This is a genomic window from Microcoleus sp. B4-D4 (assembly GCF_036705185.1).
Taxonomy (GTDB): Bacteria; Cyanobacteriota; Cyanobacteriia; order Cyanobacteriales; family Microcoleaceae; genus Microcoleus.
In genome coordinates this window covers 94,050-116,959 of record NZ_JAUBTX010000014.1, presented here as the reverse complement: position 1 = coordinate 116,959, position 22,910 = coordinate 94,050, and the positions used below count along the sequence as shown (strand labels likewise).

Annotated in this window: 27 protein-coding genes and 1 pseudogene; 22 read left to right on the top strand and 6 right to left on the bottom strand. The window is 44.9% G+C overall.

Features of this window, described 5'->3' with window-relative positions; all coding sequences use genetic code 11:
• Positions 1 to 82, bottom strand: a pseudogene (locus tag QUB13_RS30460) (D-galactonate transporter); the annotation flags it as partial.
• Between the two features lie 279 nt (positions 83 to 361).
• Here QUB13_RS30460 and QUB13_RS13710 point away from each other — a divergent pair.
• From QUB13_RS13710 to QUB13_RS13650, 13 genes are all read left to right on the top strand, one after another.
• A complete protein-coding gene (locus tag QUB13_RS13710; protein WP_333381593.1) occupies positions 362 to 1,426 on the top strand; it encodes a tetratricopeptide repeat protein in 1,065 nt (354 codons plus the stop codon).
• Positions 1,427 to 1,609: 183 nt separating this feature from the next.
• Positions 1,610 to 1,870, top strand: coding sequence for a hypothetical protein (locus QUB13_RS13705; RefSeq protein ID WP_333381590.1), 261 nt, complete (start codon positions 1,610 to 1,612; stop codon positions 1,868 to 1,870).
• 556 nt (positions 1,871 to 2,426) lie between these two features.
• On the top strand, positions 2,427 to 3,257 hold the full coding sequence (locus QUB13_RS13700; protein ID WP_333381587.1) for a prepilin peptidase: 831 nt from the start codon (positions 2,427 to 2,429) through the stop codon (positions 3,255 to 3,257).
• A gap of 61 nt (positions 3,258 to 3,318) precedes the next feature.
• A complete protein-coding gene (locus QUB13_RS13695; RefSeq protein WP_194011668.1) occupies positions 3,319 to 3,561 on the top strand; it encodes a hypothetical protein in 243 nt (80 codons plus the stop codon).
• A gap of 37 nt (positions 3,562 to 3,598) precedes the next feature.
• Complete coding sequence (gene accD / locus QUB13_RS13690; RefSeq protein WP_333093455.1) at positions 3,599 to 4,552, top strand: acetyl-CoA carboxylase, carboxyltransferase subunit beta; 954 nt, start codon at positions 3,599 to 3,601, stop codon at positions 4,550 to 4,552.
• A 483-nt stretch (positions 4,553 to 5,035) separates the two neighbouring features.
• On the top strand, positions 5,036 to 5,227 hold the full coding sequence (locus QUB13_RS13685) for a translation initiation factor IF-2 (RefSeq protein WP_194011670.1): 192 nt from the start codon (positions 5,036 to 5,038) through the stop codon (positions 5,225 to 5,227).
• 149 nt (positions 5,228 to 5,376) lie between these two features.
• Positions 5,377 to 5,865: a photosystem II cytochrome c-550 gene (gene psbV, locus QUB13_RS13680; protein ID WP_333381583.1), complete on the top strand. Its 489-nt coding sequence runs from the start codon at positions 5,377 to 5,379 to the stop codon at positions 5,863 to 5,865.
• Between the two features lie 146 nt (positions 5,866 to 6,011).
• Positions 6,012 to 6,512, top strand: coding sequence for a photosystem II cytochrome PsbV2 (gene psbV2, locus QUB13_RS13675; RefSeq protein ID WP_333381581.1), 501 nt, complete (start codon positions 6,012 to 6,014; stop codon positions 6,510 to 6,512).
• A 127-nt stretch (positions 6,513 to 6,639) separates the two neighbouring features.
• The gene (petJ, locus tag QUB13_RS13670) at positions 6,640 to 6,978 is read left to right on the top strand and encodes a cytochrome c6 PetJ (protein ID WP_333381578.1); all 339 of its coding nucleotides are present in this window, start codon (positions 6,640 to 6,642) and stop codon (positions 6,976 to 6,978) included.
• Positions 6,979 to 7,241: 263 nt separating this feature from the next.
• Positions 7,242 to 8,357: a CHAD domain-containing protein gene (locus QUB13_RS13665; RefSeq protein WP_333381575.1), complete on the top strand. Its 1,116-nt coding sequence runs from the start codon at positions 7,242 to 7,244 to the stop codon at positions 8,355 to 8,357.
• Between the two features lie 283 nt (positions 8,358 to 8,640).
• Positions 8,641 to 8,814, top strand: a complete 174-nt coding sequence (locus tag QUB13_RS13660) for a DUF433 domain-containing protein (protein ID WP_333381572.1) — start codon at positions 8,641 to 8,643, stop codon at positions 8,812 to 8,814.
• Positions 8,815 to 8,826: 12 nt separating this feature from the next.
• Positions 8,827 to 9,120, top strand: coding sequence for a hypothetical protein (locus QUB13_RS13655; protein WP_333381569.1), 294 nt, complete (start codon positions 8,827 to 8,829; stop codon positions 9,118 to 9,120).
• A 163-nt stretch (positions 9,121 to 9,283) separates the two neighbouring features.
• Positions 9,284 to 9,442, top strand: coding sequence for a type II toxin-antitoxin system HicB family antitoxin (locus QUB13_RS13650; RefSeq protein WP_333381566.1), 159 nt, complete (start codon positions 9,284 to 9,286; stop codon positions 9,440 to 9,442).
• Between the two features lie 219 nt (positions 9,443 to 9,661).
• Here the strand turns inward: QUB13_RS13650 and QUB13_RS13645 are convergent, their stop codons facing one another.
• Both QUB13_RS13645 and QUB13_RS13640 read right to left on the bottom strand, forming a co-directional pair.
• Complete coding sequence (locus QUB13_RS13645; RefSeq protein WP_333381563.1) at positions 9,662 to 10,600, bottom strand: pentapeptide repeat-containing protein; 939 nt, start codon at positions 10,598 to 10,600, stop codon at positions 9,662 to 9,664.
• A 191-nt stretch (positions 10,601 to 10,791) separates the two neighbouring features.
• Positions 10,792 to 11,244, bottom strand: coding sequence for a DUF4352 domain-containing protein (locus QUB13_RS13640; protein ID WP_333381559.1), 453 nt, complete (start codon positions 11,242 to 11,244; stop codon positions 10,792 to 10,794).
• Positions 11,245 to 11,464: 220 nt separating this feature from the next.
• On the opposite strand from QUB13_RS13640, the gene QUB13_RS13635 reads away from it, so the two are divergent.
• Both QUB13_RS13635 and QUB13_RS13630 read left to right on the top strand, forming a co-directional pair.
• Complete coding sequence (locus QUB13_RS13635; RefSeq protein ID WP_333381556.1) at positions 11,465 to 12,904, top strand: NB-ARC domain-containing protein; 1,440 nt, start codon at positions 11,465 to 11,467, stop codon at positions 12,902 to 12,904.
• 93 nt (positions 12,905 to 12,997) lie between these two features.
• The gene (locus tag QUB13_RS13630) at positions 12,998 to 13,870 is read left to right on the top strand and encodes a Uma2 family endonuclease (RefSeq protein ID WP_333381554.1); all 873 of its coding nucleotides are present in this window, start codon (positions 12,998 to 13,000) and stop codon (positions 13,868 to 13,870) included.
• A gap of 31 nt (positions 13,871 to 13,901) precedes the next feature.
• On the opposite strand, the gene QUB13_RS13625 is transcribed toward QUB13_RS13630, so the two are convergent.
• A complete protein-coding gene (locus QUB13_RS13625) occupies positions 13,902 to 14,399 on the bottom strand; it encodes a 2TM domain-containing protein (RefSeq protein ID WP_333381550.1) in 498 nt (165 codons plus the stop codon).
• Between the two features lie 236 nt (positions 14,400 to 14,635).
• Positions 14,636 to 16,231 carry an outer membrane protein assembly factor BamB family protein gene (locus QUB13_RS13620; RefSeq protein WP_333381547.1) on the bottom strand — a complete coding sequence of 532 codons (1,596 nt, stop codon included), beginning with the start codon at positions 16,229 to 16,231 and terminating at the stop codon, positions 14,636 to 14,638.
• A gap of 126 nt (positions 16,232 to 16,357) precedes the next feature.
• On the opposite strand from QUB13_RS13620, the gene QUB13_RS13615 reads away from it, so the two are divergent.
• Entirely contained in the window at positions 16,358 to 18,445 is a 2,088-nt protein-coding gene (locus QUB13_RS13615; protein ID WP_333381545.1) for a thioredoxin domain-containing protein, read from the top strand.
• Between the two features lie 192 nt (positions 18,446 to 18,637).
• Here QUB13_RS13615 and QUB13_RS13610 read toward each other — a convergent pair whose 3' ends face one another.
• A complete protein-coding gene (locus QUB13_RS13610) occupies positions 18,638 to 18,850 on the bottom strand; it encodes a helix-turn-helix domain-containing protein (RefSeq protein ID WP_236502947.1) in 213 nt (70 codons plus the stop codon).
• Positions 18,851 to 18,891: 41 nt separating this feature from the next.
• Here QUB13_RS13610 and QUB13_RS13605 point away from each other — a divergent pair, with 41 nt between their 5' ends.
• From QUB13_RS13605 to QUB13_RS13580, 6 genes are all read left to right on the top strand, one after another.
• A complete protein-coding gene (locus tag QUB13_RS13605; RefSeq protein ID WP_333381542.1) occupies positions 18,892 to 19,218 on the top strand; it encodes a hypothetical protein in 327 nt (108 codons plus the stop codon).
• Between the two features lie 112 nt (positions 19,219 to 19,330).
• Complete coding sequence (locus tag QUB13_RS13600; protein WP_332997097.1) at positions 19,331 to 19,651, top strand: hypothetical protein; 321 nt, start codon at positions 19,331 to 19,333, stop codon at positions 19,649 to 19,651.
• Positions 19,652 to 19,680: 29 nt separating this feature from the next.
• A complete protein-coding gene (locus QUB13_RS13595) occupies positions 19,681 to 20,022 on the top strand; it encodes an HNH endonuclease (RefSeq protein WP_333381539.1) in 342 nt (113 codons plus the stop codon).
• A gap of 140 nt (positions 20,023 to 20,162) precedes the next feature.
• The gene (locus QUB13_RS13590) at positions 20,163 to 20,351 is read left to right on the top strand and encodes a DUF4926 domain-containing protein (RefSeq protein ID WP_333381535.1); all 189 of its coding nucleotides are present in this window, start codon (positions 20,163 to 20,165) and stop codon (positions 20,349 to 20,351) included.
• 238 nt (positions 20,352 to 20,589) lie between these two features.
• Positions 20,590 to 22,497, top strand: coding sequence for a 1-deoxy-D-xylulose-5-phosphate synthase (gene dxs / locus QUB13_RS13585; protein ID WP_333381532.1), 1,908 nt, complete (start codon positions 20,590 to 20,592; stop codon positions 22,495 to 22,497).
• 64 nt (positions 22,498 to 22,561) lie between these two features.
• Positions 22,562 to 22,879 carry a hypothetical protein gene (locus QUB13_RS13580; protein WP_333381529.1) on the top strand — a complete coding sequence of 106 codons (318 nt, stop codon included), beginning with the start codon at positions 22,562 to 22,564 and terminating at the stop codon, positions 22,877 to 22,879.
• The last annotated feature ends 31 nt before the right edge of the window (positions 22,880 to 22,910 follow it).

Below are 22,910 nucleotides of genomic sequence, written 5' to 3'. Positions count from 1 at the left end.
AACCAATAACCAATAACCAATAACCAATAACCAATAACCAATAACCAATAACCAATAACCAATAACCAATAACTAATTGCAAAGCGGATCGAAAACTTGGCTGTCATCCGGGTTCTCACCAATATGCCGCTGATTGTGGCACTCTGGCAAGACAACAGCTAACCTATGGGATTTGAAATTTGGGGTTTTTGATTAAAAAATTGGGAATGACTTATTGTGTATGGGTTTGCAGCTTGCAAGCGAGTTGCATTATTTCGGGAAATTGGTATAGCCAGTGGCGCGACTGAGAAAAAAATTAGGACGAACACGCCAAAAAGCTCTATCTTAATAGTTATAACTTGGCTCTAGGAGGACTCGATCGGTGTACCGCCGCTCTTACAACTTCAGCTATGTCGCAGCTATAAGTATTGTTGTATCTCCCGCACTCAGCCTGCTGGCAATCTCAGACGCTGTGGCCTTTGCCCCTATTATAAATGCAAGGCTGGTTCAAAAAAGCGATCGCGCCCAGGCAACTGAACCCAACACGCAAGCAGACACACTCTTTGAAACAGGAGTAAAACAGCACCGCGAGGGTTTGTTTATCGAAGCAATCCAGACTTTTGAACAAGTTTTGGCAATTCGCAAGCAACAAAATGACAAACCCGAAATCGGCAGAATCCTCAACCGCCTGGGAGAAGTTTATGGCGAAATGGGTTCAAAGTCCAAAGCTTTGGAAGTTCTGCGACAAGCTTTAGTCATTCACCGAGAAATAGGCGATGCGCGCCGCCTCGCTCAAACCCTCAATCTCATCGGTTTCATCAACCGGATTTCCGACAAATTTCCCGAAGCGCTGAAACAGCACGAAGAAGCGTTGGAACTTGCCAAAACTGTCAACGACGAAGTTGAAATCGGAGAAGCACTCCATAACATTGCGGCCGTGTACGCAGAACAGGCAGAATATGCTAAGGCGATCGAATTTTACCAGCAAGCGCGGGTCATTCGCACCCAACAGAGCGATCGACGAGATTTAGGCCGTACCCTCAACAATATGGGCGGCGTTTACTACAACATCGGCGATTTTGACAGAGCGATGGAATTTTACCACCAAGCTTTAGCAATTCGCCGGGAAATCGGAGATAGGGCTGGCGTGGGCCGCCTCCTCAACAACATGGCACTTACCTGTCGCAAACAGGGTAAAGATACTCAAGCGCTGATCTATTTTCAGCAAGCGATACCGATGTTGGAAGCAATCGGTGACAAGACAAGTATCGGAAGGTTGCTCAACAATATGGGCGAGATTTATGAAAGTCTCGGTCAATCTGCTAAAGCTCTCGAATCCTACGAGCAAGCTTTGAAAATTGCCCGCGAAAAGAACGATAAATTTGGAGAAAGTGGGGCGATGGAGGGAATTAAGCGATTATCTTCCGGTCGGCTCGTACCGCAATAATGACCAAACAAGGTTTCAGGAACGCTAGAATTTTGATTAATATCTGGCTCTAAAGATAGAAACAATTTCTCGATGGTTTCGTCGGTTTGCTCGATCGCCCACAATCAATCTCAGCTATGGATATCCGCCCCGAAAAACCCGAGAATGCGGCAGCTAGACTAATACCATTATCATAAATTTCCAGTGACCAGATACCAGCCTAACTCCCAACCTAGGATAGAAATTTCCCAAAGTCACGGCTTGCTAGCTCCTGATTTGATCCGAGTAGCTCGATCGGCCTATGGTATGTATCTGAAAGTGCATTCCGAGCAGATGGAGCGTCCTGCGGGTGTAGTTGTTAGTCTAGGCAGCAATCGAGGTCAGCTAATTTTTGCTTCGCAGCCCGTTTTGTTGCCCGGTGAACGTTTTGTTACTTTTGACGAAATTGAATCTCAAATGTATTAGTTATTTTTTATTAGTTAGTTGTTATTAGTTGTTGGTTGTTGGTTGTTGTTAGTTGTTGGTTATTAGTTGTTGGTTATTAGTTGTTGGTTATTAGTTGTTGGTTGTTAGTTGTTGGTTATTAGTTGTTAGTTGTTAGTCATCGGTCATTAGTCATCAGTCATGCCAACTCGGATTTTGCTATTATTATAGCGGTTCTCACAAAAGTGAGGTATGCCCGGTTTGGCCGGTTTGGCCTATCCCGGATAGTACCTCCTATGAGAGCACAGAAAGGCTATACCTTTATCTTCTGACTCTTCTCTTCGCGCTCTTCGCGTCTTCGCGGTTCAATCATCAAGGGGGTAAACAATACGGATTTGGGATACTTGGGAAATTGGTCATCAGTAATTAGTAAGTAGTAAGCAGTCATCAGTTATTTGTTATTGTTAGTTGCTACTAATGCCAGATACCATAAAAAACAACCAACAACAAATAACAACTAACAACTAACAACTAACAAATAACAAATAACAACTAACAAATAACAAATAACAACTAACAAATAACAAATAACAACTTAATGGAAATAATCTTTAATGTCCTTGTCACCGCGATCGTCTTTGTTGTCGGCTCGGCGATCGGCAGCTTCTTGAATGTGGTAGTTTATCGGTTGCCTGCGGGTTTGTCGGTGATACACCCTCCCTCTCGCTGTCCCAAATGTTTAAATCAACTCAGAACTTACGAAAATATACCCGTGTTCGGTTGGGTGTGGCTGCGGGGACGCTGCAATCACTGTCGCAGTCGGATTTCTGCCCGCTATCCGCTGGTAGAAGCAGCTACGGGTTTGCTGTTTTTGCTCATTTTTTGGCGGTTTGGGATAACAGTAAAAACTCTGGGGTTTTGGGCTTTTTTTAGCTGGCTATTGGCTTTATCTTTGATTGACTGCGATACAATGACTTTGCCCAATTCTTTAACTCGATCGGGCTTGGTGCTCGGATTGGTTTTTCAAGTGGCGAAAGGTTGGTGGCCGACTTTTAGTCCGATCGACTCGGTACACTATCTGGTACTCGACGGTATTCTGGGAGCAGTTGTCGGGTTGTGGCTGTTTGATGCGATCGGACTTGCAGGTTCGATCAGCTTCGGGCAGACTGCTATGGGGATGGGAGATACCAAATTGGCAGCTTTGATGGGAGCTTGGCTGGGCTGGAAATACTTGCTGTTAGCGGGATTTATCGCCTGTTTCGCTGGAGCTTTTGTCGGCGGCGGGGCGATCGCCCTCCGATTGCTCGATCGGCGTCAACCCATGCCTTTCGGCCCGTTTCTGGCCCTCGGTGCAGCAATTACTGCCCTGTGGGGCGAAGCGATCTTATCTACTTACTTGCAGTTATTTTTCCCGAATTTTACTTTCTGATATGTCGGTACTCCGGCGCGATCGAACATAACATTGTCTCAATAATTGGTAAAATTGTTCCGTGTCTTGGATTACACTTACAACTACTAGCTTTCGCTGGGAAGCGGAATTAATGCAGCAGATCCTAGCTGCTCATCAAATCCCAGCTCGCATCGTTGACTTGGGCGTAGCATCTTATTTAGGAGCTGGAAGTGCTACAGCTTTGCAAGTTCTTCCAGAAGACCAGCGGACTGCATCGCTCCTCATCAGTCCCATTGAAGAGGAACCCGAATCTAACAGTCAACAGTCAACAGTCAACAATTAACAGTCAACAGTCAACAGTTAACAATTACCAAGTTTTAATGTCTCTATTTGATTGGTTTGCAAATCGAAGAAAATCTGTACCGAACTCTCAAGAACGGCCGGAACGGGAAATTGCCGACGGGCTTTGGAATAAGTGCGAGGCTTGCGACGCGCTAAGTTATACCAAAGACCTGCGAGCAAATCAAATGGTTTGCTTGGAATGCGGGCATCATATCAGAGTTTACAGCGACGATCGCATTGAACAGTTGATTGACCCCAATACCTGGATGCCCCTTGACGAAGGTCTCCACGCCACCGATCCCCTAAAATTTCGAGATCGCAAAAAATATAGCGATCGGCTGCGAGAATTTCAAGAAAAAACAGGCCACCTAGACGCGGTACAAACAGGCATTGGTCAACTCGAAAATTTGCCCGTCGCCCTCGGAGTCATGGAATTTCAGTTCATCGGCGGCAGCATGGGCTCAGTGGTCGGAGAAAAACTGACCCGCCTCATCGAACACGCCACGCGGGAACGTTTACCTGCGATCGTGGTCTGCTCCTCTGGCGGCGCAAGAATGCAGGAAGGAATGCTCAGCCTGATGCAAATGGCCAAGATTTCCGGGGCTCTGGAGCGCCACCGGGAAGCGAGACTGCTTTACATCCCAATTTTGACCCACCCGACCACAGGCGGTGTCACAGCCAGTTTTGCCATGTTGGGAGACATTATAATTGCAGAGCCAAAAGCTACTGTAGCCTTTACGGGCGGTCGGGTAATCGAGCAAACTCTGCGGGAAAAGCTGCCGGAAAATTATCAAACTTCCGAATATTCCTTCGCCCACGGTTTTGTAGACTTGATCGTACCCCGGACTCAATTAAAAAAAACTCTCGCTCAACTGATCGCTCTCCACCAGCCCCAGCCTTTCTTGGCAAAATCGGAATTTCCAGCCCTCGATGTCGGCGAGGGCCACCACGCTTTACCCGCACCTACTCACGCTCTCAAGCTTTCTCCCTAAGCTCAGCTGCAGCGCCAAATGACTTTTGTCGTCAAGAGATCGAAATTTTAGACTTTGGTTCAAGCCCCAGATTGCATCTGTGGAGTAAATCTCAAATCTCAAATCTCAAATCGACTGATTGTCTGTTGGTGAGCCCGCCCAAGACCAAAATCTCAGAGGAATTGCCAAAAAACCCTGGTTTCTTGGCAAAACATCAAGTTTGGTGGCGAGAAATTCAGCCAAATACCGGGTTTTGAGCCCCGCGCGCTCAAGTCCTATTGATAATAAACACCCGGCAATGGGATGATATTAGTTGGAAGTTGATGGGCTATGAAGTTTGAGTGAGCAAAAATGCTTAGTGGTAGTTAGTGGTTAGTGAGCTGGCGATCGAACAAAATCTCAGAACAAACTAACAGATTGGGAGCTAACACCACTTTGTTAAATTGTCCAGCTTTCTGTCAATAGCCGTCAACTCAATTTTGACCAGTCAGCGACCTAAAAATTATGGGTTTTGCAGACCTATCCATCGCAGAAATAGCAGAGGACTTCGACGTCCCTGTTGAAGACGTGCTGCGCTTGTGCGACGAGTTGGAAATTGCCTACAAGCATCCTCAAACCCGTTTGGCTTTGGAAGATGTTAAGGCAATTATGTCCGCTCTCGAAAAAAGGCGCGACTCAAAAGGGATTCCAGATTAGATAGCAAAATTCCTCTACCTCGACGTTGGGGTACGGCTGCACAAATTTTTGCCAATTGTCGCAGCAGGAAGGAATTTTCAAGATCAATCTGTTTGCCGCCTACGCTCTTTTAGCGTTCAATAATTTGTCGGATTTTTTTAAGGAGAACCATGCTTAAAAGATATTTCATTGCTCTGACCGCTGTATTCTTGACATTTCAGTTATTTGTCAGCAGCGCGATGGCTATCGAACTGAGTCCGGAACTTCGCACTGTGACTTTAAATGACAAGGGCGCTCCGGTGGTGCTGAACCTCAAACAAGTTCAGCAAGGCAAACGCCTGTTTAACTCAGCCTGCGCTCAATGTCACGCTGGGGGACAGACAAAAACTGACCAGAACATAAATTTGAGTCCCAAAACTCTGGCTTTGGCCAACCCACCCCGCAACAATATTGAGTCGCTGGTGGACTTTATGAAAAATCCCACCACTTATGATGGCTTTGAGGAGATTTCCGAGCTGCATCCGAGCATGAAGAGTGCGGATATTTTTGCTGAGATGAGAAATCTCTCAGAAGAGGATTTGTACGCGATTGCCGGTCACATTCTGTTGCAGCCCAAAATAATTGGCGAGCAGTGGGCTGGCGGTAAAGGCGCTCGTTAATTGATGTTAAATTTTAGATTTTGGATTTTGGATTGGGAGAGGGCTGAGATTTGGCAAGCATTGCTGACCGATCGTTTTTCGCTCTAAAATCCGAAATCTAAAATTTACTTGTTACTTATTGATATCGCAAAAGGTTGTAGTGCGTCATGCAGCGTCCTGGTGTTTTTGTCTGCTTTTTGTTGGGAATTTTAATTATTTTGCCGTTGGTGCTGCTGGCACCTCAACCAGCCTTGGCTGCTTCTGATGCTTACGTGACTCGTTATTTGAAAGTCACCGAACCTGTGGCATTGGAATTGGACGCACAGGGAAACACTCGGTTATTTTCGGCTGAGGATTTGTCCTCCGGTAAGCGGTTGTTTGAGCAAAGCTGCCTCAACTGTCATGTTGGGGGAACAACTTTGCCGGATCCGACTGTATCTTTGTCTTTGACTGCTCTGGAGGGGGCAACGCCTCCGCGCACCAGCATCAATAGTTTGGTGGCGTATCTGAGAGAACCCATGACTTATGACGGTAGTGAGGAAACTTTTTGGTGCCGCCAAGTGCCGGAAAGCTGGATGCAGCAGGATGAGATTGAAAATTTGGCTGCTTTTGTGCTCCGGGCTGCTCAGAAGGCTCCGGGCTGGGGCGTGGATAATCTGGAGAGTTGAACGGCTTTTTGTCAAAAAGTGTAAATTACTAGAAAAATCCCGATCGCGACTGCGTGTTTGTGCCTGAATAAACAGGTAAAATAACTAAAGAATCACCTTCAAAGGTGTCCATTAGAGGAGAACTGTGTTGAAAAGACTCTTATCGATCGCCCTGTTAGCGATCGCAATTTTTACCGTCGGCTTCGGCCGCCCTGCTTTGGCCGGCGATGCTGCTAACGGAGCTAAACTCTTTAGCGCCAACTGTTCTGCTTGTCACATCGGTGGCGGCAACGTGGTTATGGCAATGAAAACCTTGAAAAAGGATGCTCTGGAAAAGTACGGCATGAATTCCATCGAAGCTATCACCACTCAGGTAATTAAGGGCAAAAATGCTATGCCTGCTTTTGGCGGCCGCTTGAAGCCCGAACAAATCGATGATCTCGTAACCTACGTGCTCGAACAATCTGAAAAGAACTGGAAAGGCTAAACTGCCTCTTTGAATTCGGACAAGCTGGACTTGATTTAATTTAAAACTTGTCCTCCCGATCGCACCCTCTCTCACTTTTTGCCGAATAAATGTTGGTTGGCAGCGCTCTTAACTTGTTTGGGAAAGCGCGCCAGAAATCGGATATTTATTTGCCCAAGAGCGAGGGAGGGTAATTTTATTTTAGATTTTAGATTTGAGAATTGAAGACTTGCTAAATGCTGACTTTGTATAAATTGTCAAGCACTTTACATTAAGATTTATGTATGGAATCAGGTCATAAATTGGGTTGTGTGCTAGGATATAAACCCTTTACTAGCAAAGCATTGAAATCTAAATTAAAATCGATCGGGGATGTGGACTCTACACTTGTCATGAACGTAAAAACATCAGCAAAAGTTAAAACTCTCGGAGACGCAGCCTCTGGTGCGATCGAGAAATATTTTCGTAAAACAATAGCGCACGAGGCTGAAGTTATCAAAGACAAAGATGCAGAAGAACTTCACCAAATGCGGGTAGGATTGCGGCGTTTGCGATCGGCTGTAACGGGTTTTGCTCCGGTTTTAGATTGGCCAAAAGAAGCTTCAGAACGCAAAATTGGTAAAGTGGGGCGGATTCTGGGAACGCTCAGGGATTTGGATGTGATGCTCGAAAGTCTCCAAAACCGCTATTACCCGAATTTGCCGACTGAAGAACAGGAAGTTTTAGATGAGGCTTTGTCGAGTTTGCTAAAACAGCGGCGCCGGGCTTTGAAAAAGGTGAGGGCTGTTTTGGAACAAAAAAATTACCAGTCGCTGAAAAAGTCGATCGAAAATTGGTTGGAAAAACCGCAGTTTCGGGCGATCGAACATTTGCCAATTGCTGAGGTTTTGCCAGATTTACTCTTACCTCAAGTCAGCGAATTTTTTCTGCATCCGGCTTGGCTGCTGGGCACAAAATATGAGGATGGCCAAGTTAAAGTTTGTGATGGTTTGAATGAGTCGGCTGTGGAAGAGAAGTTAACAGCGGAGGGAACTATTCTGCACGATTTGCGGAAGCAAGCCAAGCGGGTTCGCTATTTGATGAATCTGTTTGGCGATTTTTACGGCCCGAGTTATGAAGGTTATGTAGAAGATGTCAAAGCTGTTCAGGAATGTTTGGGCGACATTCAAGATTGTGAAGTTTTAGGTGAGTTTTTGACAGATTTTGTGGATCGCGATTTGCAAAAAGAGTTGCCGCAACTGGCGGATTTATTGGCGAAAAAGCGCTACGAAGCTTGGCAAAAGTGGCAGGTTGTGCAGAATAAGTATTTGAGTTCGGAAGTTCGGCAAGGTTGGCGATCGACCTTAATTAATCCTGTGATTAAAGATGCTGCTAATGGGGATTCGTCGGAGCAAAATTAGGTTTTTTGGGTACAGATGTAGACGGCGGTTGAAACCGCGCCTACAAAAACGAAGATAAGACGGCGGTTGAAACCGCGTCTACACAAACAATGTCCGCCTCTGCGGACTAAGAGAGAATAACGTAATATTTCATTGCCCGTTCTTCAACCCGCGCACCATCCGGGTTTTGTCTGTATAGACGCGAATTCAATTCGCCCGGTCTTCTAAAGAAAGGTCGATCGCGCTTGCTCAGAAAGTGCTATCCTAGATCGGAGCACAATCAGAAATTGGCGAGGAAAAAATCTTGTCAACCATCACCGATATTGGCACTCTCATTAGCCATCATCCTGACATACATGGTAGCGGTGCAATCATTGCTGGAACAAGTGTTACAGTCCGTCGCATTGCTATTTGGTACAAGCAAGGTTTGACCGCAGAAGAAATTGCCTCTCGCATCGGGCATTTAACTCTAACTTAAGTCTATGCAGCTTTGACTTATTACCATGCTAACCGAGATGAAATTGATGCTGAGATTGTGGCGGAAGTAGCGGAAGGATCTCGAATAGAAGCATTGTACCAGTCTCAAACACAAATACAATCTAAATATCAAGTTTTAGAAATGCCTTCAGTTGCTCAATATCCCAGCCGTCGGGAGTTTATGAAATTGCCCATTGAAGAGAGACGGCGCATTTTAGCAGAACAGGCTGAGGTGATGTTAATTCATTACCAGGATGATAGAGAATGGCAAGAATTACAAAGAAGTTTCGACTACTACTATGGATGACATTGCAATAGCGATCGCATCGGTAATTGAGTATCGGTAGTTAATCAAAGGGCGATTCCCTACCCAATAGCTTCGCCGCGCGTGCTTGACTGAAAAAAGGGATCTCGCCCGATGTGCTAAAATCAGGATGAGAGTAAGAACTAAGTAGGTATTGCAAAAAAATATGCCTCGTATCTTTACAGCAATCGTTTATTGGGAAGAAGATGTTTATGTGGCAGAATGTCCTGAAGTGGGAACTGCTAGCCAGGGTGAAACAATTGAAGAAGCGATCGCCAATCTGAAAGAAGCAACAGAAGTCTATTTAGAGGAATTATATTTTTAGAATTGTCAATTTTTAGGCGATCGCACTTTAGGAAAGGAAGGGCGATCGCACTTTTCGATAAATGTTTACAGGAAATCACCTTTTAATCAAAGAACTCAAAAATGACTTCAAAAACTAGCCAGATTATTTCAAGCCAACTCAAATCGTTTCTCATCTTCCCTCAATGTTTTATAAACAATGTAGAAAATGCGACAATCCCTAACTTTTCTCCTCAGATTTTTAAGGATGCACTGTGCCATCTGGCATAGTTGCGCCCGTCAGATTTACATTTTTAAAATCTTTCATGTTGCCTAAGTTAGAGCTTGTGAGATTTGCCTTCTTAAAACTAGCACCATCAACCATTTCATTTGTCAAACCTCGCCAGATAACCAGTGATAAGTCAGCATCATCTAAAATTGCTTTTGTCAACTTTAATCCACTTCCTAGCTGAGCATCCTTCAAGTTAACACCAGTTAAATCAGCTTCCGAAAAATCGGAACTCTCAATATTTGAACCACTTAAATCTGCACCTTTTAAATTAGCGCGGATTAGGCTAGGCCCCTGATAAAATCTAGCTTTGCTTAAGTTAGCCTTACTCAAATTAACGCCATCAAAATTAGTAGGGCCTATTTGAGCCGTACTTAGGTTAGCACCGCTGAGGTTAGCTCCTGTTAAAATTGTATTTCCATCGAGCGTGGCACCCGCTAAATTAGCACCCGTCAGGTTAGCATTTTTCAGGTCAGCACCGCTAAGGGAAACTCCTTTAAGATCGGCACCTTGAAGGTCACAAGCTGGACATACACCTGTTTGCTTTAAACGCTCAACAGCTTGACTTACAGATAAAGAAGATGGCGTAGCTGTTGGAGATGGAAATGCCGTCGCATTCGGAGATGGCGTAGCTGTTGGAGATGGAGATGCCGTCGCATTCGGAGATGGAGTTTCTGGTACTAAAACCGAAGCCGTTGGCGATGGCGTTGGTGTTTCCGCAGCCAAAGGTGTTGAAGAGGGAGTTTCTGATAGTGCAACTGAAGGAGTTGGAGAGGCTGAAGTCGTAACTTCTGATTTGTTCATCACTGCTAAACCTGCAATAACTAGAATTACTACAATAGCCCCCAACCCCAACACGATTGCTAACGGAAAATTACCCTTTTTCGGGTTGCCGTCATTTTGATTGTTCATAATAAAAAATACTCGCTGAGTAAATATTTTTAACCTGAAAAGCAAAGTTTGAAAACTTACGCACTCAGGCAATAAAGGAACAGTTAATTGAGGGTTTGATGCTTCTTGCTGAAATCTGAGAAAGGTTCAAACCCTGATAAAAATATTTGGATGCGTCAGCCCTAAGTTGAACCAATCAAGAAAGCTCACTATCAGTCAAGCTTGACTCTTAGGCGTGGCGAATTTCCCAAAAGTCTGATAGCTTGGTATTCAAAAGTGTAATTGCTGCTATCTTCTTCATTCGGGATTTGAAAAGTAATCCATCCCCGAACGCGCTCTCCTTTTGGCAGATCATTCATAGAATTTAGTGCAGGTTGTACCCCAAAGAAAGTTGGAGTATAAACATAGCCACTGTCACTTTTTAGTTTGGCATAAAGTAGATTCGCACTTACACCCTGATCGGACTCGCTAGCAAGCGTTACATCAACAGCTACGTATGGTTCTCCACTGTCATTCTGACCAGTTTTCACCTCGTTAACTGTTAAGTTGTATCCCTGCTGGATCACGGGTTTGCCAATAGTACCAACTGAGGCAGCTTGGGCTGGAAACTGTCCTAAGCTGAAACTTAGCATAAAGCACAAAAGTAAAATAAACAGCTTTTGCATTTTTTCTCCGGTTAATTTTTGTGTTTTATTTATTGCTTGGATGCCCGTTATTGAATATTTTTACGTTAATTTATCTATAGTGTCAAGTAAAAAATGTCATAGTTTGTCAGGAGTTAATAAAATCATCTAGCCGTTAAAAGTCACATTTTGCCCTTTTTAGTCATAAAATGTCATAAGAAGTCTGATACAATAGATAAAATCTCCTACACTTGCCTAATTAATGGATGTTCAAGAACTTTTAAGGTTTGCCAATGGCTTGGTATTCACTAAGACGGGCAAACACCTAGACGATATGCAAGAGGCAGTAGTGCGTGGAACTTGGCAAGGTAAAAGATACTCCGAAATTTCCAAAGAGGTTCATTGTACTGAACGCCATGTCAGAAATGTTGCCTCAAAGTTATGGCAAATTCTTTCAAAAATCTTAGAGGAAGATATTAATAAATCCAATTTTAGCTCTGCGATGGAAAGGTATCAAATTTCTAAAATTTCAAATTTTGGTGATTTTAATTTTGTACAAAACAAAGGTAACATCAACGTTTGCACAGAAACCTTATACCATCCCAAAAATTCAAAAAACTCACCCCCAACACAAACCTCAAATGAAGACGACACGCAACAGAAACCGCGACTTGACTTAAGAGATGCACCAGATATCAGCTCATTTTACGATCGCACATCCGAACTCACCACCCTACAACAGTGGATAGTACACGATCGCACCCGCCTAGTCGCAATATTAGGAATCAGCGGAATTGGCAAAACCAATCTCGCACTTCACCTCCTCCCACAAATCCAGCATCAATTTGAATATGTAATTTGGCGAAGTCTCGGCACATCCCCAACCCTCAATAATACCCTAAAAAGCCTACTTAAATTTTTATCTAATCAATCCCCACCCTTAGCAAGGGGGGGCGAAGGGGGGGTTTTGCCAACAAGCACCGATGAACTGCTATCGCTGCTAATCGACAAATTGCGATCGCACCGCTGCCTCATCATCCTAGACGACGTACAAACAATTCTCAGCAGCGGACAAATAGCAGGCAATTATCGACCAGAATATGAAAATTACAGCACCCTATTCAAATGTATTGGTCAAACTTGCCACAACAGTTGCTTAATCGTCAATAGTTGGGAAGCGCCTAGAGAAATTGTCGCATTAAACAGAGAAAACGCCCGCGTTCGCACCTTACGACTCAACGGTTTAGGTGCAGCAGCAGGCGAAATACTCCGAGAAAAAGGTTTACTCGAACCGGAGAAATGCGAAACCCTGATTAACAATTACCGAGGCAATCCCTTGTGGTTGAAAATAGTTGCACCCATGATTCAAGAATTATTTGGCGGGCGAGTTGCCGAATTCTTGAAATATGATACGCTATTCTTGGGAGACGAATTGAAAGCAAGATTGCAGCAACAGTGCGATCGCCTATCAGACTTAGAAAAACAGGTAATGTGCTGCATCGCGAATGAAATCGAGCCTGTTTCTATTTCTCAAATTATAGAGAAGGTGCAATTATCGCCAGACGATTTATGCAATGCGCTGCTATCTTTGGGAAATCGAGCATTGATTGAAAAACAAGAACAGGATAATCAGGCGCTGTTCAGTTTATCGCCAGTGCTGAGACAATTTGTGAAAACTGAATATTGTCGCGAGGGAAGATGAGATGCAATTTGTAACACTAAAATAGTGACGATTTAGCACTCAAACTGCTAGAATTTTTGATAAATAATCTAAATTTAATTAACTGTTACGACTATGACTGTTTCTAAAACAAAAGCCTCGACCATAGCAAATCGACTGCCAGACCACACTCAACTGCCAGAATCCGAGGGAGATACAAACTATACACCAATAATCGATCGCCCTCCCGACCACACTCAACTGCCAGACGAAGACGGTACATTTGTGAAAAACTTTCAGGAGCATCCTCAAAGCATTCTGTTGACTGATGCCATCACCCCGCGATTGCAGCAGCGCCATCGGGACAATCAATATTGCATAGGTCAAGATTGCGGCATTTATTGGCGTTTGACAGACCCGACAGACAAAGGAGCTGAAGCACCCGATTGGTTTTATGTTCCCAACGTGTCGCCCTTAGTTGACGGTCAAATTCGGCGTTCTTACGTGATGTGGTACGAAGTTATCGCACCTTTAATTGTCATCGAATTTGTTTCGGGGAATGGCTCCGAAGAACGAGATGCAACTCCTAAGACTGGCAAGTATTGGGTTTACGAACAAGCAATTCGCGTGCCGTTCTACGCTATTTATGAAGTGAGTCGAGCCAGCGTAGAAGTGTATCAGTTGCTAACAGGTAACTATCAGTTATTGCCAGCCAACGATCGCGGACACTATCCGATTGAGCCTTTGGGTGTAGAATTAGGAATTTGGCAAGGACAGTATCAAAATGCGGAATTGCCTTGGTTGCGTTTTTGGGACGAAAAAGGCAATTTGTTGCTGACGGGTGGAGAACGAGCCGAACAAGAGGGACAGCGTGCCGATCGCGAACAACAGCGTGCCGAACAAGAGCAACAGGAGAAAGAATTGGCTCAACAACAAGCTGAGCAAGAACGACAGCGGGGCGATCGACTGGCGGCTCAGTTAAGAGCTTTGGGTATCGATCCTGAGTAGATAAAACGGCGGTTGAAACCGCCCAATCTTCTTATGACTGCAACCACTTCATAAACTTATTCGTTGCAGTACCAATAGACTCTCCCACCTGTTTCTTCAAACGCCACCGCTGAAACGCTTGTTCGTAATCTTCCCCTTCAGTTTGATAAACATTCCAAGCATTCAGCGACAATCCTAAGCCCCACGTTAGTAAAATGAAAAGCGACCAAGAAAGCTCGTGCGATCCTGCTAGATTAAACAAAACTAGAAAACTATTGATAATGCCGTACTTTGTCACATTTTTCTGCAATTTGCGACGACGGTAAGTGTTAAAAACCAGTTTTTCTTGAACTTCTCCTCTGGTGGCTAACCATTGCTGTTCCGCAGCCACGATATCCTGTTCGGAAATGCCCAATTCCGCTGCAATCTCGAACAACTGGACTCGGGAAAGTTCGCCTTCGTCTTGTCGGCGGGCGATCGCAAGCTGTAAAATACCTTGAGCATCCTCCGAACCGTAAATTTGATTAATTTGACTGTCATTAGTCGCCATATAACAAGTTTCCTATAATTCCTGATATCCTTTCTATGATAGAGATAACCGCAGTTAAACGGCAGGTGGGGACATTGGCGGATTTCAACACCCGGACATTTGAGTTGACGCATTGGGCTAAGGGCATTGGACTAAGGGCATTGCTAATTGGTAGTAATGCCAACAACCAACAACCAACAACCAATAACCAATAACCAATAACCAACAACCAACAACCAATAACCAATAACTATTGACTAACCTAAAGTATACATCCACCCGTCTCTCGCGCAAATCCTGACAATTCCGTCCCAAACTACAGGTGTCGCCTCAAAGGATAAACCAGGTTTAAATCTCCCCGATTCTTTTACTTTCAAACGGTAAAACTCGCCTTTAGCATTTTTCAAAGCATTTTTATCTCCAGACTTCGCTCGTTCCCACTTCAATTCAAACAAATAAACACCGTTGTATCCAGCACTAATTAGTTTATTGCCATCGGTAAAAATCGGAGTTGAAATTGAAGAGCCAATCTCTTTTTTAAAGACTATTATCGGAGTATCATAAGACTGATTTCGCCAAGGCACAGCATTCTTTTTACCTGTAATCATATCTTGGGAACCGATGTACAAATTGCCGTCGATCGCATTTGTGGCAAACAGCGCTGGAAACCCCCCAGGATTGTACTCGTCGTTCAACGCCACCGAACCAATTATCCCACCTTCCCAACTAGAAAGTCGGCGGTTTCCGGTAGGCAAAAACCATTCGACACTGGCATTCGGTTCCTTGTTAGGATTGAGTTTGAGGACTCCGCCGTTGCCCTGAATGTATTGTTTTTCAATCGCACAAAACAGTTTACCAGATTTAGAAATTACAGCACTTCCATCCAAATCTGAACCAGTATAAAAATCCCACACAATCTTTTTTGTTTCAATGCTAATACCGTAAATATGACCGGAACCAGCGGCTATAAATATTCTATTTTTTAGCCTAGATGGTGATGATTCTGCTACCAAGTTGCCGCCGTGCTTGCCGATATCTGCCGCTGCATAAAGTTGTACTTCTGACAATATCTTTGGCTGTTTAATTCCTTGTTTGAGCTTGGCATTGCTTGTGGAACTATCGAGAAAATAGCCGATCGCATTTTCGCCCGCATTGAACAACACGCCATCACCCAAATACAAAGGACTGCTATCATTATCCTGACTGTAGCTTGGCGTTTTCCTGATGTCCAGCTTCCACAGTTCCTTGCCGGTTCTAAAAGATATCGCCCGAAAACTCGGCACAACATTTTTGCCACCTCCGCCGCTGCGACTGCCTTGCAAAATTACTATTCTATTCTCGGCGTTGGCTGTTGTGTCGATATAAATTGTTGAACTTCCTTTAATTATATCATCAAATTTATAGCGCCAAACTTCTTTATTGGTCGCCATGTCTATTTTGTGCAGATAGTGGTCGAACGAACCTATAATTAAATAAGTTTTGTCTCGGTCTCTGGTAATTGTTGGCTGTCCAGTCCAACCCGCGCCGCTCCAAATTTGCGATCGCCTTCCCAGAAAAGTCCGTCCGCTTCCTAGCTCAAATTTGTCGATTAACTTCAAGCTTTTCGGAATGCCTCTACCGTAGAAACGGCGCTGGTCGTTACCTAAAAAAGTCGGCACAAATAATTCTACTTCGGGAATTACTTTTTTGCTCGAAATTTGGTTAATATTAGTTTTTAATGCAGGTTTTGTTGATGCTTCGGCTGGCTGCGATGGTTCGGATTGACGCTGTTTTGAAATGACAGGAGGAACTGCGGCACTTAACAAAAATTGTCCGAGGCGGATATTGAAGAGTCTTCGGGATAATAAATTCATTTTATATTGAGATAAGCAGTGATAATATTAAAACATGATTGTCGCCACAACTTAATTAAAACAGATCGCGCTAAACTGCTAAATAACTGACAAGCTTACTCAGTACGAGTTAAAGTATATTTGATTATGGTGAACCGTCTTGCTCAATCCCAAAGCCTTTACCTGCGGAAACACAGCGAAAATCCGATCGACTGGTGGCCCTGGTGCGACGAAGCCTTAGAAACGGCCCGGAGCGAAAATAAACCGATTTTCCTGTCAATTGGCTATTCTAGCTGCCACTGGTGCACGGTGATGGAAGGGGAAGCATTTTCCGATCGCGCGATCGCCCAATACATGAACTCGCAGTTTATACCGATCAAAGTCGATCGCGAAGAACGCCCGGACATCGACAGCATATATATGCAAACCTTGCAAATGATGACCGGTCAAGGTGGTTGGCCGCTCAACGTTTTTCTCACTCCCGACGAGCGAATTCCCTTCTACGGAGGCACTTATTTCCCCGTAGAAGCCCGCTACGGGAGACCAGCATTTTTAGAAGTTTTGCAAGCAATTCGTCGCTTTTACGACACAGAAAAAGGCAAAGTAGAAGCCTTCAAAGCAGAGATTTTAGACAACCTCCAACAGTCGGCGCTGCTGTCAGCAGGAAGCGCAGAACTAAATCGCGAAATATTCCAAAAAGGCTGGGAACTCAACACCGGAATTATTGCCGGCAGCAACCCAGGGCCCAGTTTTCCAATGATGCCTTATGCTGAGCTAGCACTGCGGGGAACGCGCTTTAATTTTGATTCAAAATACGACAGCAAACAAGTCTGCACTCAGCGCGGATTAGACTTAGCATTGGGCGGCATTTACGACCACGTAGCCGGCGGATTTCACCGCTACACGGTTGATGCAACTTGGACTGTGCCGCACTTTGAAAAAATGCTCTACGACAACGGTCAAATTGTTGAGTATTTAGCAAATTTGTGGAGCGCGGGAATCCAAGAACCGGCTTTTGAAAGTGCTATCGCCCGGACAGTAGAATGGTTGAAGCGAGAAATGACCGCAACCACAGGCTATTTTTACGCCGCACAGGATGCCGATAGTTTTAACACTTCAGAGGAAGTTGAACCGGAAGAAGGAGCATTTTATGTTTGGACTTACGCCGAACTAGAACAACTGTTAACTGCTGAGGAATTAGCGGAAATTCAAGCACAGTTTACTGTGACTCGTGGCGGCAATTTTGAAGGCAAAAATGTATTGCAGCGCTACCAGCCGGGAAAACTCAGCGCCACGGTAGAAATAGCTTTAGCTAAACTTTTTGCTGTTCGCTACGGCGGCAATCCCGATACTGTGAAAACCTTTCCCCCAGCCCGCAACAATCAAGAAGCTAAGAATGAAAGTTGGCCTGGTAGAATTCCGGCAGTTACTGACACGAAAATGATTGCTGCTTGGAATAGTTTAATGATTTCGGGTTTGGCGCGGGCGGCGGCTGTTTTTGGGAATTTGGAATATCTGGAATTGGCGGTGAATGCTGCTAATTTTATTTTAGACAATCAGTGGCAAAATGGGCGGTTTCAGCGGCTGAATTATGACGGACAATCGGCGGTGGCTGCACAGTCGGAAGATTATGCTTTGTTTGTGAAAGCTTTGTTGGATTTGCATCAAGCGAGTTTGAATTTAGGCAATGGGGAAGCGGCAAAACAGTTGCCTAATTCTCAGTTTTGGTTGGAGAAAGCTGTGCAGGTGCAAGAAGAGTTTGATGAGTTTTTGTGGAGCGTGGAATTGGGAGGGTATTACAATGCTGCTAAGGATGTGAGCGGAGATTTGTTGGTGCGAGAACGCAGCTATATAGACAATGCAACTCCGGCGGCGAATGGAATTGCGATCGCCTCTTTGGTTCGCTTGGCCTTGCTGGGCCCGAATTTAGAATATCTCGATCGCGCCGAACAAGCTTTGCAAGCTTTTAGCAGTATTGTCCGAGATGCCCCCCAAGCTTGTCCGAGTCTGCTTTCGGCGATCGACTGGTATCAGCATTCTACCCTGATTCGCACTTCGCCCGACCTAATTCCTGGGTTGATTTCGCAGTATTATCCGACTGCTGTTTGTCAGATTGAGGCGGATTTGCCTGAAGGTGCGATCGGGTTAGTTTGCGAGTGTTTGACTTGCAAAGAACCGGCAAAAACTCAAGAGATGCTGTTGGCAGAAATTCGGAAAAGTCAAACGCGGGTTTAGAGGGACTCGGCGGTTGAAACTGCGTCTACACAAACGAAGTCCGCCTCCGCGGACTAAAGAAATAGGATTTATTTAACCGCAGAGGGCGCAGAGAACGCAGAGGAAGAGTGGAGGGAGATGAATGGTTCGGATGCTGACGAATTTGATATAGGGTCTCGAATCTTTAGTCTCACGTAGCCCATTTGTGCGCCCTCAATCTTCCAAAATCTCGACCAAATCTTCCATTGTTACGTCGAAGGCGCGGGCAATTTTGTAGACAGCAGACAAATCGACTGTGTTCAAAGTATCGCGCTGAACGTAGCTTCTGACAGTGTTGTAATTGACTCCGGATCGATCGGCAACTTGCTTTAGCGTCCAACCCTTTTGTTCAGCTAGTTCTCGAATCCGCAGTCTAACGTATCCCATGTTTTAACTTGACATTGATGCGTATGCAACATATAATATCTATGTACATTAAAAATGATCGCCCACCTAGCCTCGAAAACTTGAGGGCGATCGCTTTTATAGCCAACCCCGCAAACGCGGGGAAACATTACCCTATGATACCAACATCAAGGCCAAAATTAAACATTCATCCCTGGTGCATCGTGCGGCAACTGCCGAATATGCAGCGATTGGTTGTGGCGCGCTTCCACCGCCGGGGCGATGCTGACGGCTATATCCAGATTTTACGGCGGCTGTTACCCGCGACTGAACACGCGATCGTCTTTGATACGACTGGGGCCGAGAAATTGCCAGAAGTGCGATCGGCCCCGTTAGAACGACTGCTGTAATATTTGATGGGGGCGATCGTATTTGATGATAAGTGCGATCGTCCCTTCTGCAAATTCACTTAGCAACTTATAAGCTACAATATTCCAAGAGTATCTACGAGCTTTAATTCCTATGAATACTCAATTAATGGTGAAACCTTCCTCCTTAATGCTCCAAGGCCTTAAAATGGTAGAGTTTGGGAATATTTACTTATTCAGATTTACCGACGATCTTCAATCTCGCATGGAAGAACTGCTAGAGAGAAAAAAAGTAGATTTACTAACTGCCGATGAAATTCCAGAATTAGCTGGCATCATCGAACTATCTCGAATTTTTACATTGATTAATGCCCAACTTTCCACCCAAGCTAAATGGTGTCCGATCGCACTCGACAACTTATACGACAACGAGCTAAATATCTCTGCGAATACTGCCACTCTCCAGAATACCTAAGCCCAGATCGCTTTACCATAGATCATCTCATGCCCAAATCTCTCGGCGGATCTGAGGACAGTGAAAATTTAGCATTAGCTTGTCGTCGCTGCAACGAACGCCACTACAATTTTACCAAAGGAATTGACCAGGAAACTCAGCAAGAATTTTTCTTGTTTAATCCTCGTCAGCAGCAGTGGTCAGAGCATTTTATCTGGACAGCAGATGGTCTAAATATTGTCAGTAAAACTCCAGTAGGTCGAGCAACTTCCAATCGCCTCGATCTTAACGATCAACGTTATGATGAAGAGGATTCGATTCGGCGATCGCGCAGTTTTTGGGTAGAAGGCGGTTGGCATCCACCGGCTGAAGATCCTCGTCAATTAGAATGAGCAAAATCCCTCAATTAAACTTGACTTCTGCTATGTTATATTTCATAAAAGAGGTATCCAAAAATAAATTTTAGAATTAAACTGCTTGATGTTATTGCATTACTAGAAGACTTACCACAACAGGGCTTATATCGGGTCAAGTGGGAACAGTAATTGATGAATATGATGCAGAATTTGTTGAGGTTGAGTTTAGCAATTTGCAAGGTTGTACCTACGCGCTAGAAGCCCTTAACAAATCGCAATTAATTATTTTGCATCACAGTCCGCTTGCAGAAACCCAATGGCTAAAAAGTCAGCCATCAGTACAAAAACCCGTTTTAAATCGCTAAGGATTTCACTGCAGCTAACAATTAGCCGTCAGCAGCTAAAAACATAAGCTTTTTTGATATTGACTGAACCGAATTTATTAACTATAATTACCAGGCCAAAAATAACAAAAATCTTACGCCTAACAATTTTCTCAAATAACAGGTAAACTATTCTAACGTTTGCCCGTACCGAACGCTGCAGGCAAAACCTATATCTGTTAAGCATTCGTCCTAATTCTTAGGAGCAGGATTTTAAAATATGCATCTCAGCGAACTGACTCATCCAAACCAATTACACGGCCTGTCGATTCATCAACTCGAACAAATTGCCCGACAAATTCGAGAAAAGCATTTAGAAACAGTAGCTGCAAGTGGCGGACACCTAGGCCCTGGATTGGGTGTAGTCGAACTCACCTTAGCACTGTACCAAACCCTAGACCTCGATCGCGACAAAGTTACCTGGGATGTCGGCCACCAAGCTTATCCGCACAAATTGATCACCGGCCGCTACAACCAATTCCACACCCTGCGCCAAAAAGACGGCGTTGCAGGCTATCTCAAGCGCTGCGAGAGCAAATTTGACCACTTCGGCGCCGGTCACGCCTCCACGAGCATTTCCGCAGCCCTGGGAATGGCAATGGCGCGCGACCTCAAAGGCGAAAACTTTAAAACTGTAGCAGTCATCGGTGACGGTGCGCTGACGGGCGGCATGGCACTCGAAGCGATCAACCACGCGGGCCATATGCCGAAAACCAATTTGTTAGTTGTGCTCAACGACAATGAGATGTCAATCTCCCCCAACGTCGGCGCAATTACCCGCTATTTAAACAAAATGCGCTTGTCGCCACCGGTGCAGTTTCTCAAAGATAACTTAGAGGAACAATTCAAACAAATTCCCTTTGTTGGCGAAACTTTTACTCCAGAAATGGAACGCATCAAAGAAGGGATGAAACGCTTGGCTGTCTCGAAAGTTGGAGCTGTAATTGAAGAATTGGGCTTTACTTACATGGGCCCGGTAGATGGACACAATTTGCAAGAGTTAATTACCACTTTCAAACAAGCTCATACTATCCAAGGCCCTGTGTTAGTTCACGTTGTGACGGTGAAGGGCAAAGGATATGCGATCGCCGAAAAAGACCAAGTAGGATATCACGCCCAAAATCCCTTTAACTTAGCCACCGGTAAAGGCATTCCATCCACCAAACCCAAACCTCCAGCCTACGCGAAAGTCTTTGCCCACGCCCTAGTCAAGCTAGCAGAAGATAATCCGAAAATTGTCGGCATTACTGCTGCAATGGCAACCGGAACTTGCCTGGACAAACTTCAGGAAAAGCTGCCGAAACAGTACATTGATGTTGGCATTGCCGAACAGCACGCGGTGACTTTATCGGCTGGTTTAGCCTGCGAAGGAATGCGCCCGGTTGTCGCAATTTACTCTACCTTTTTGCAGCGGGCCTACGACCAAATAATTCACGATGTCTGCATCCAAAACTTGCCTGTTTTCTTCTGTTTGGATCGCGCCGGAATTGTCGGCGCTGACGGCCCAACTCACCAAGGAATGTACGATATTTCTTACTTGCGCTGTTTGCCAAACATGACAATTATGGCTCCCAAAGACGAGGCAGAATTGCAGCGGATGGTAGTCACGGGAATCAACCACACCAGCGGCCCGATCGCGATGCGTTACCCGCGCGGCAACGGTTACGGCGTACCTCTGATGGAAGAGGGTTGGGAAGAATTGGCGATCGGCAAAGCCGAAATTCTCCGCAACGGCGACGACTTGCTAATATTAGGTTACGGTTCGATGGTTTATCCGGCAATGCAAACCGCCGAGATTTTGAGCGAACACGGCATCGAAGCAACAGTCATCAACGCGCGTTTTGTCAAGCCTTTGGACACTGAATTAATCTTGCCTTTAGCACAGCGAATCGGCAAAGTTGTCACAATGGAAGAAGGTTGTTTGATGGGCGGTTTCGGTTCAGCAGTAGCCGAAGCTTTGCTAGATAATAATGTTCTTGTTCCAGTGATGCGCTTGGGTGTACCTGATACATTGGTAGACCACGCAACACCGGATCAGTCGATGGCAACATTGGGGTTAAATCCGTCGCAAATGTGCGATCGCATCTTAGCACAATTCAGCCGCAAACAATCACCCGTTAGCGTCTAATTAGCTAGAATTGTAGGGTGCAGCGCACCTTACAATTCTATACTGCACAAAAGGAGAATCAACAATGACTAATCTCAACCCAAGTCGCAGAGTTCCCCGCAGAAGATTGCACCCAAAACGCACGCTTTCTCCAGAAGAGATAGCTCAATGGTACGCTGAAAGAGCCGCATTTCGGCAGCGGTGTCAACCTATATTCGATCGCCTAAAACCAGAATTGATTAAAACCCACTACAACTGGTACATGGCAGTTGAACCAGACAGCGGGGAATATTTTATCGAAAAAGATTCGTTAGCTGCTGGAAAAATATGTCGCCAAAAACATCCTAATGCGATCCCGCACGTCTTTAGAATCAATGAAACAGGAGTTTGTGGCACGATATGATGGAAGGAATATTTGGCGATCGGGACGAGCT

Excerpts from the sequence above, each read along its gene's own strand:
- QUB13_RS13700 (WP_333381587.1), top strand. The coding sequence starts at position 2,427 with ATGGAAATAATCTTTAATGTCCTTGTCACCGCGATCGTCTTTGTTGTC.
- accD (WP_333093455.1), top strand. The coding sequence starts at position 3,599 with ATGTCTCTATTTGATTGGTTTGCAAATCGAAGAAAATCTGTACCGAAC.
- QUB13_RS13685 (WP_194011670.1), top strand. The coding sequence starts at position 5,036 with ATGGGTTTTGCAGACCTATCCATCGCAGAAATAGCAGAGGACTTCGAC.
- psbV (WP_333381583.1), top strand. The coding sequence starts at position 5,377 with ATGCTTAAAAGATATTTCATTGCTCTGACCGCTGTATTCTTGACATTT.
- psbV2 (WP_333381581.1), top strand. The coding sequence starts at position 6,012 with ATGCAGCGTCCTGGTGTTTTTGTCTGCTTTTTGTTGGGAATTTTAATT.
- QUB13_RS13665 (WP_333381575.1), top strand. The coding sequence starts at position 7,242 with ATGGAATCAGGTCATAAATTGGGTTGTGTGCTAGGATATAAACCCTTT.
- QUB13_RS13650 (WP_333381566.1), top strand. The coding sequence starts at position 9,284 with ATGCCTCGTATCTTTACAGCAATCGTTTATTGGGAAGAAGATGTTTAT.
- QUB13_RS13645 (WP_333381563.1), bottom strand. The coding sequence starts at position 10,600 with ATGAACAATCAAAATGACGGCAACCCGAAAAAGGGTAATTTTCCGTTA.
- QUB13_RS13640 (WP_333381559.1), bottom strand. The coding sequence starts at position 11,244 with ATGCAAAAGCTGTTTATTTTACTTTTGTGCTTTATGCTAAGTTTCAGC.
- QUB13_RS13635 (WP_333381556.1), top strand. The coding sequence starts at position 11,465 with ATGGATGTTCAAGAACTTTTAAGGTTTGCCAATGGCTTGGTATTCACT.
- QUB13_RS13630 (WP_333381554.1), top strand. The coding sequence starts at position 12,998 with ATGACTGTTTCTAAAACAAAAGCCTCGACCATAGCAAATCGACTGCCA.
- QUB13_RS13625 (WP_333381550.1), bottom strand. The coding sequence starts at position 14,399 with ATGGCGACTAATGACAGTCAAATTAATCAAATTTACGGTTCGGAGGAT.
- QUB13_RS13620 (WP_333381547.1), bottom strand. The coding sequence starts at position 16,231 with ATGAATTTATTATCCCGAAGACTCTTCAATATCCGCCTCGGACAATTT.
- QUB13_RS13615 (WP_333381545.1), top strand. The coding sequence starts at position 16,358 with ATGGTGAACCGTCTTGCTCAATCCCAAAGCCTTTACCTGCGGAAACAC.
- QUB13_RS13610 (WP_236502947.1), bottom strand. The coding sequence starts at position 18,850 with ATGGGATACGTTAGACTGCGGATTCGAGAACTAGCTGAACAAAAGGGT.
- QUB13_RS13605 (WP_333381542.1), top strand. The coding sequence starts at position 18,892 with ATGTACATTAAAAATGATCGCCCACCTAGCCTCGAAAACTTGAGGGCG.
- QUB13_RS13600 (WP_332997097.1), top strand. The coding sequence starts at position 19,331 with ATGAATACTCAATTAATGGTGAAACCTTCCTCCTTAATGCTCCAAGGC.
- QUB13_RS13595 (WP_333381539.1), top strand. The coding sequence starts at position 19,681 with ATGCCCAAATCTCTCGGCGGATCTGAGGACAGTGAAAATTTAGCATTA.
- dxs (WP_333381532.1), top strand. The coding sequence starts at position 20,590 with ATGCATCTCAGCGAACTGACTCATCCAAACCAATTACACGGCCTGTCG.
- QUB13_RS13580 (WP_333381529.1), top strand. The coding sequence starts at position 22,562 with ATGACTAATCTCAACCCAAGTCGCAGAGTTCCCCGCAGAAGATTGCAC.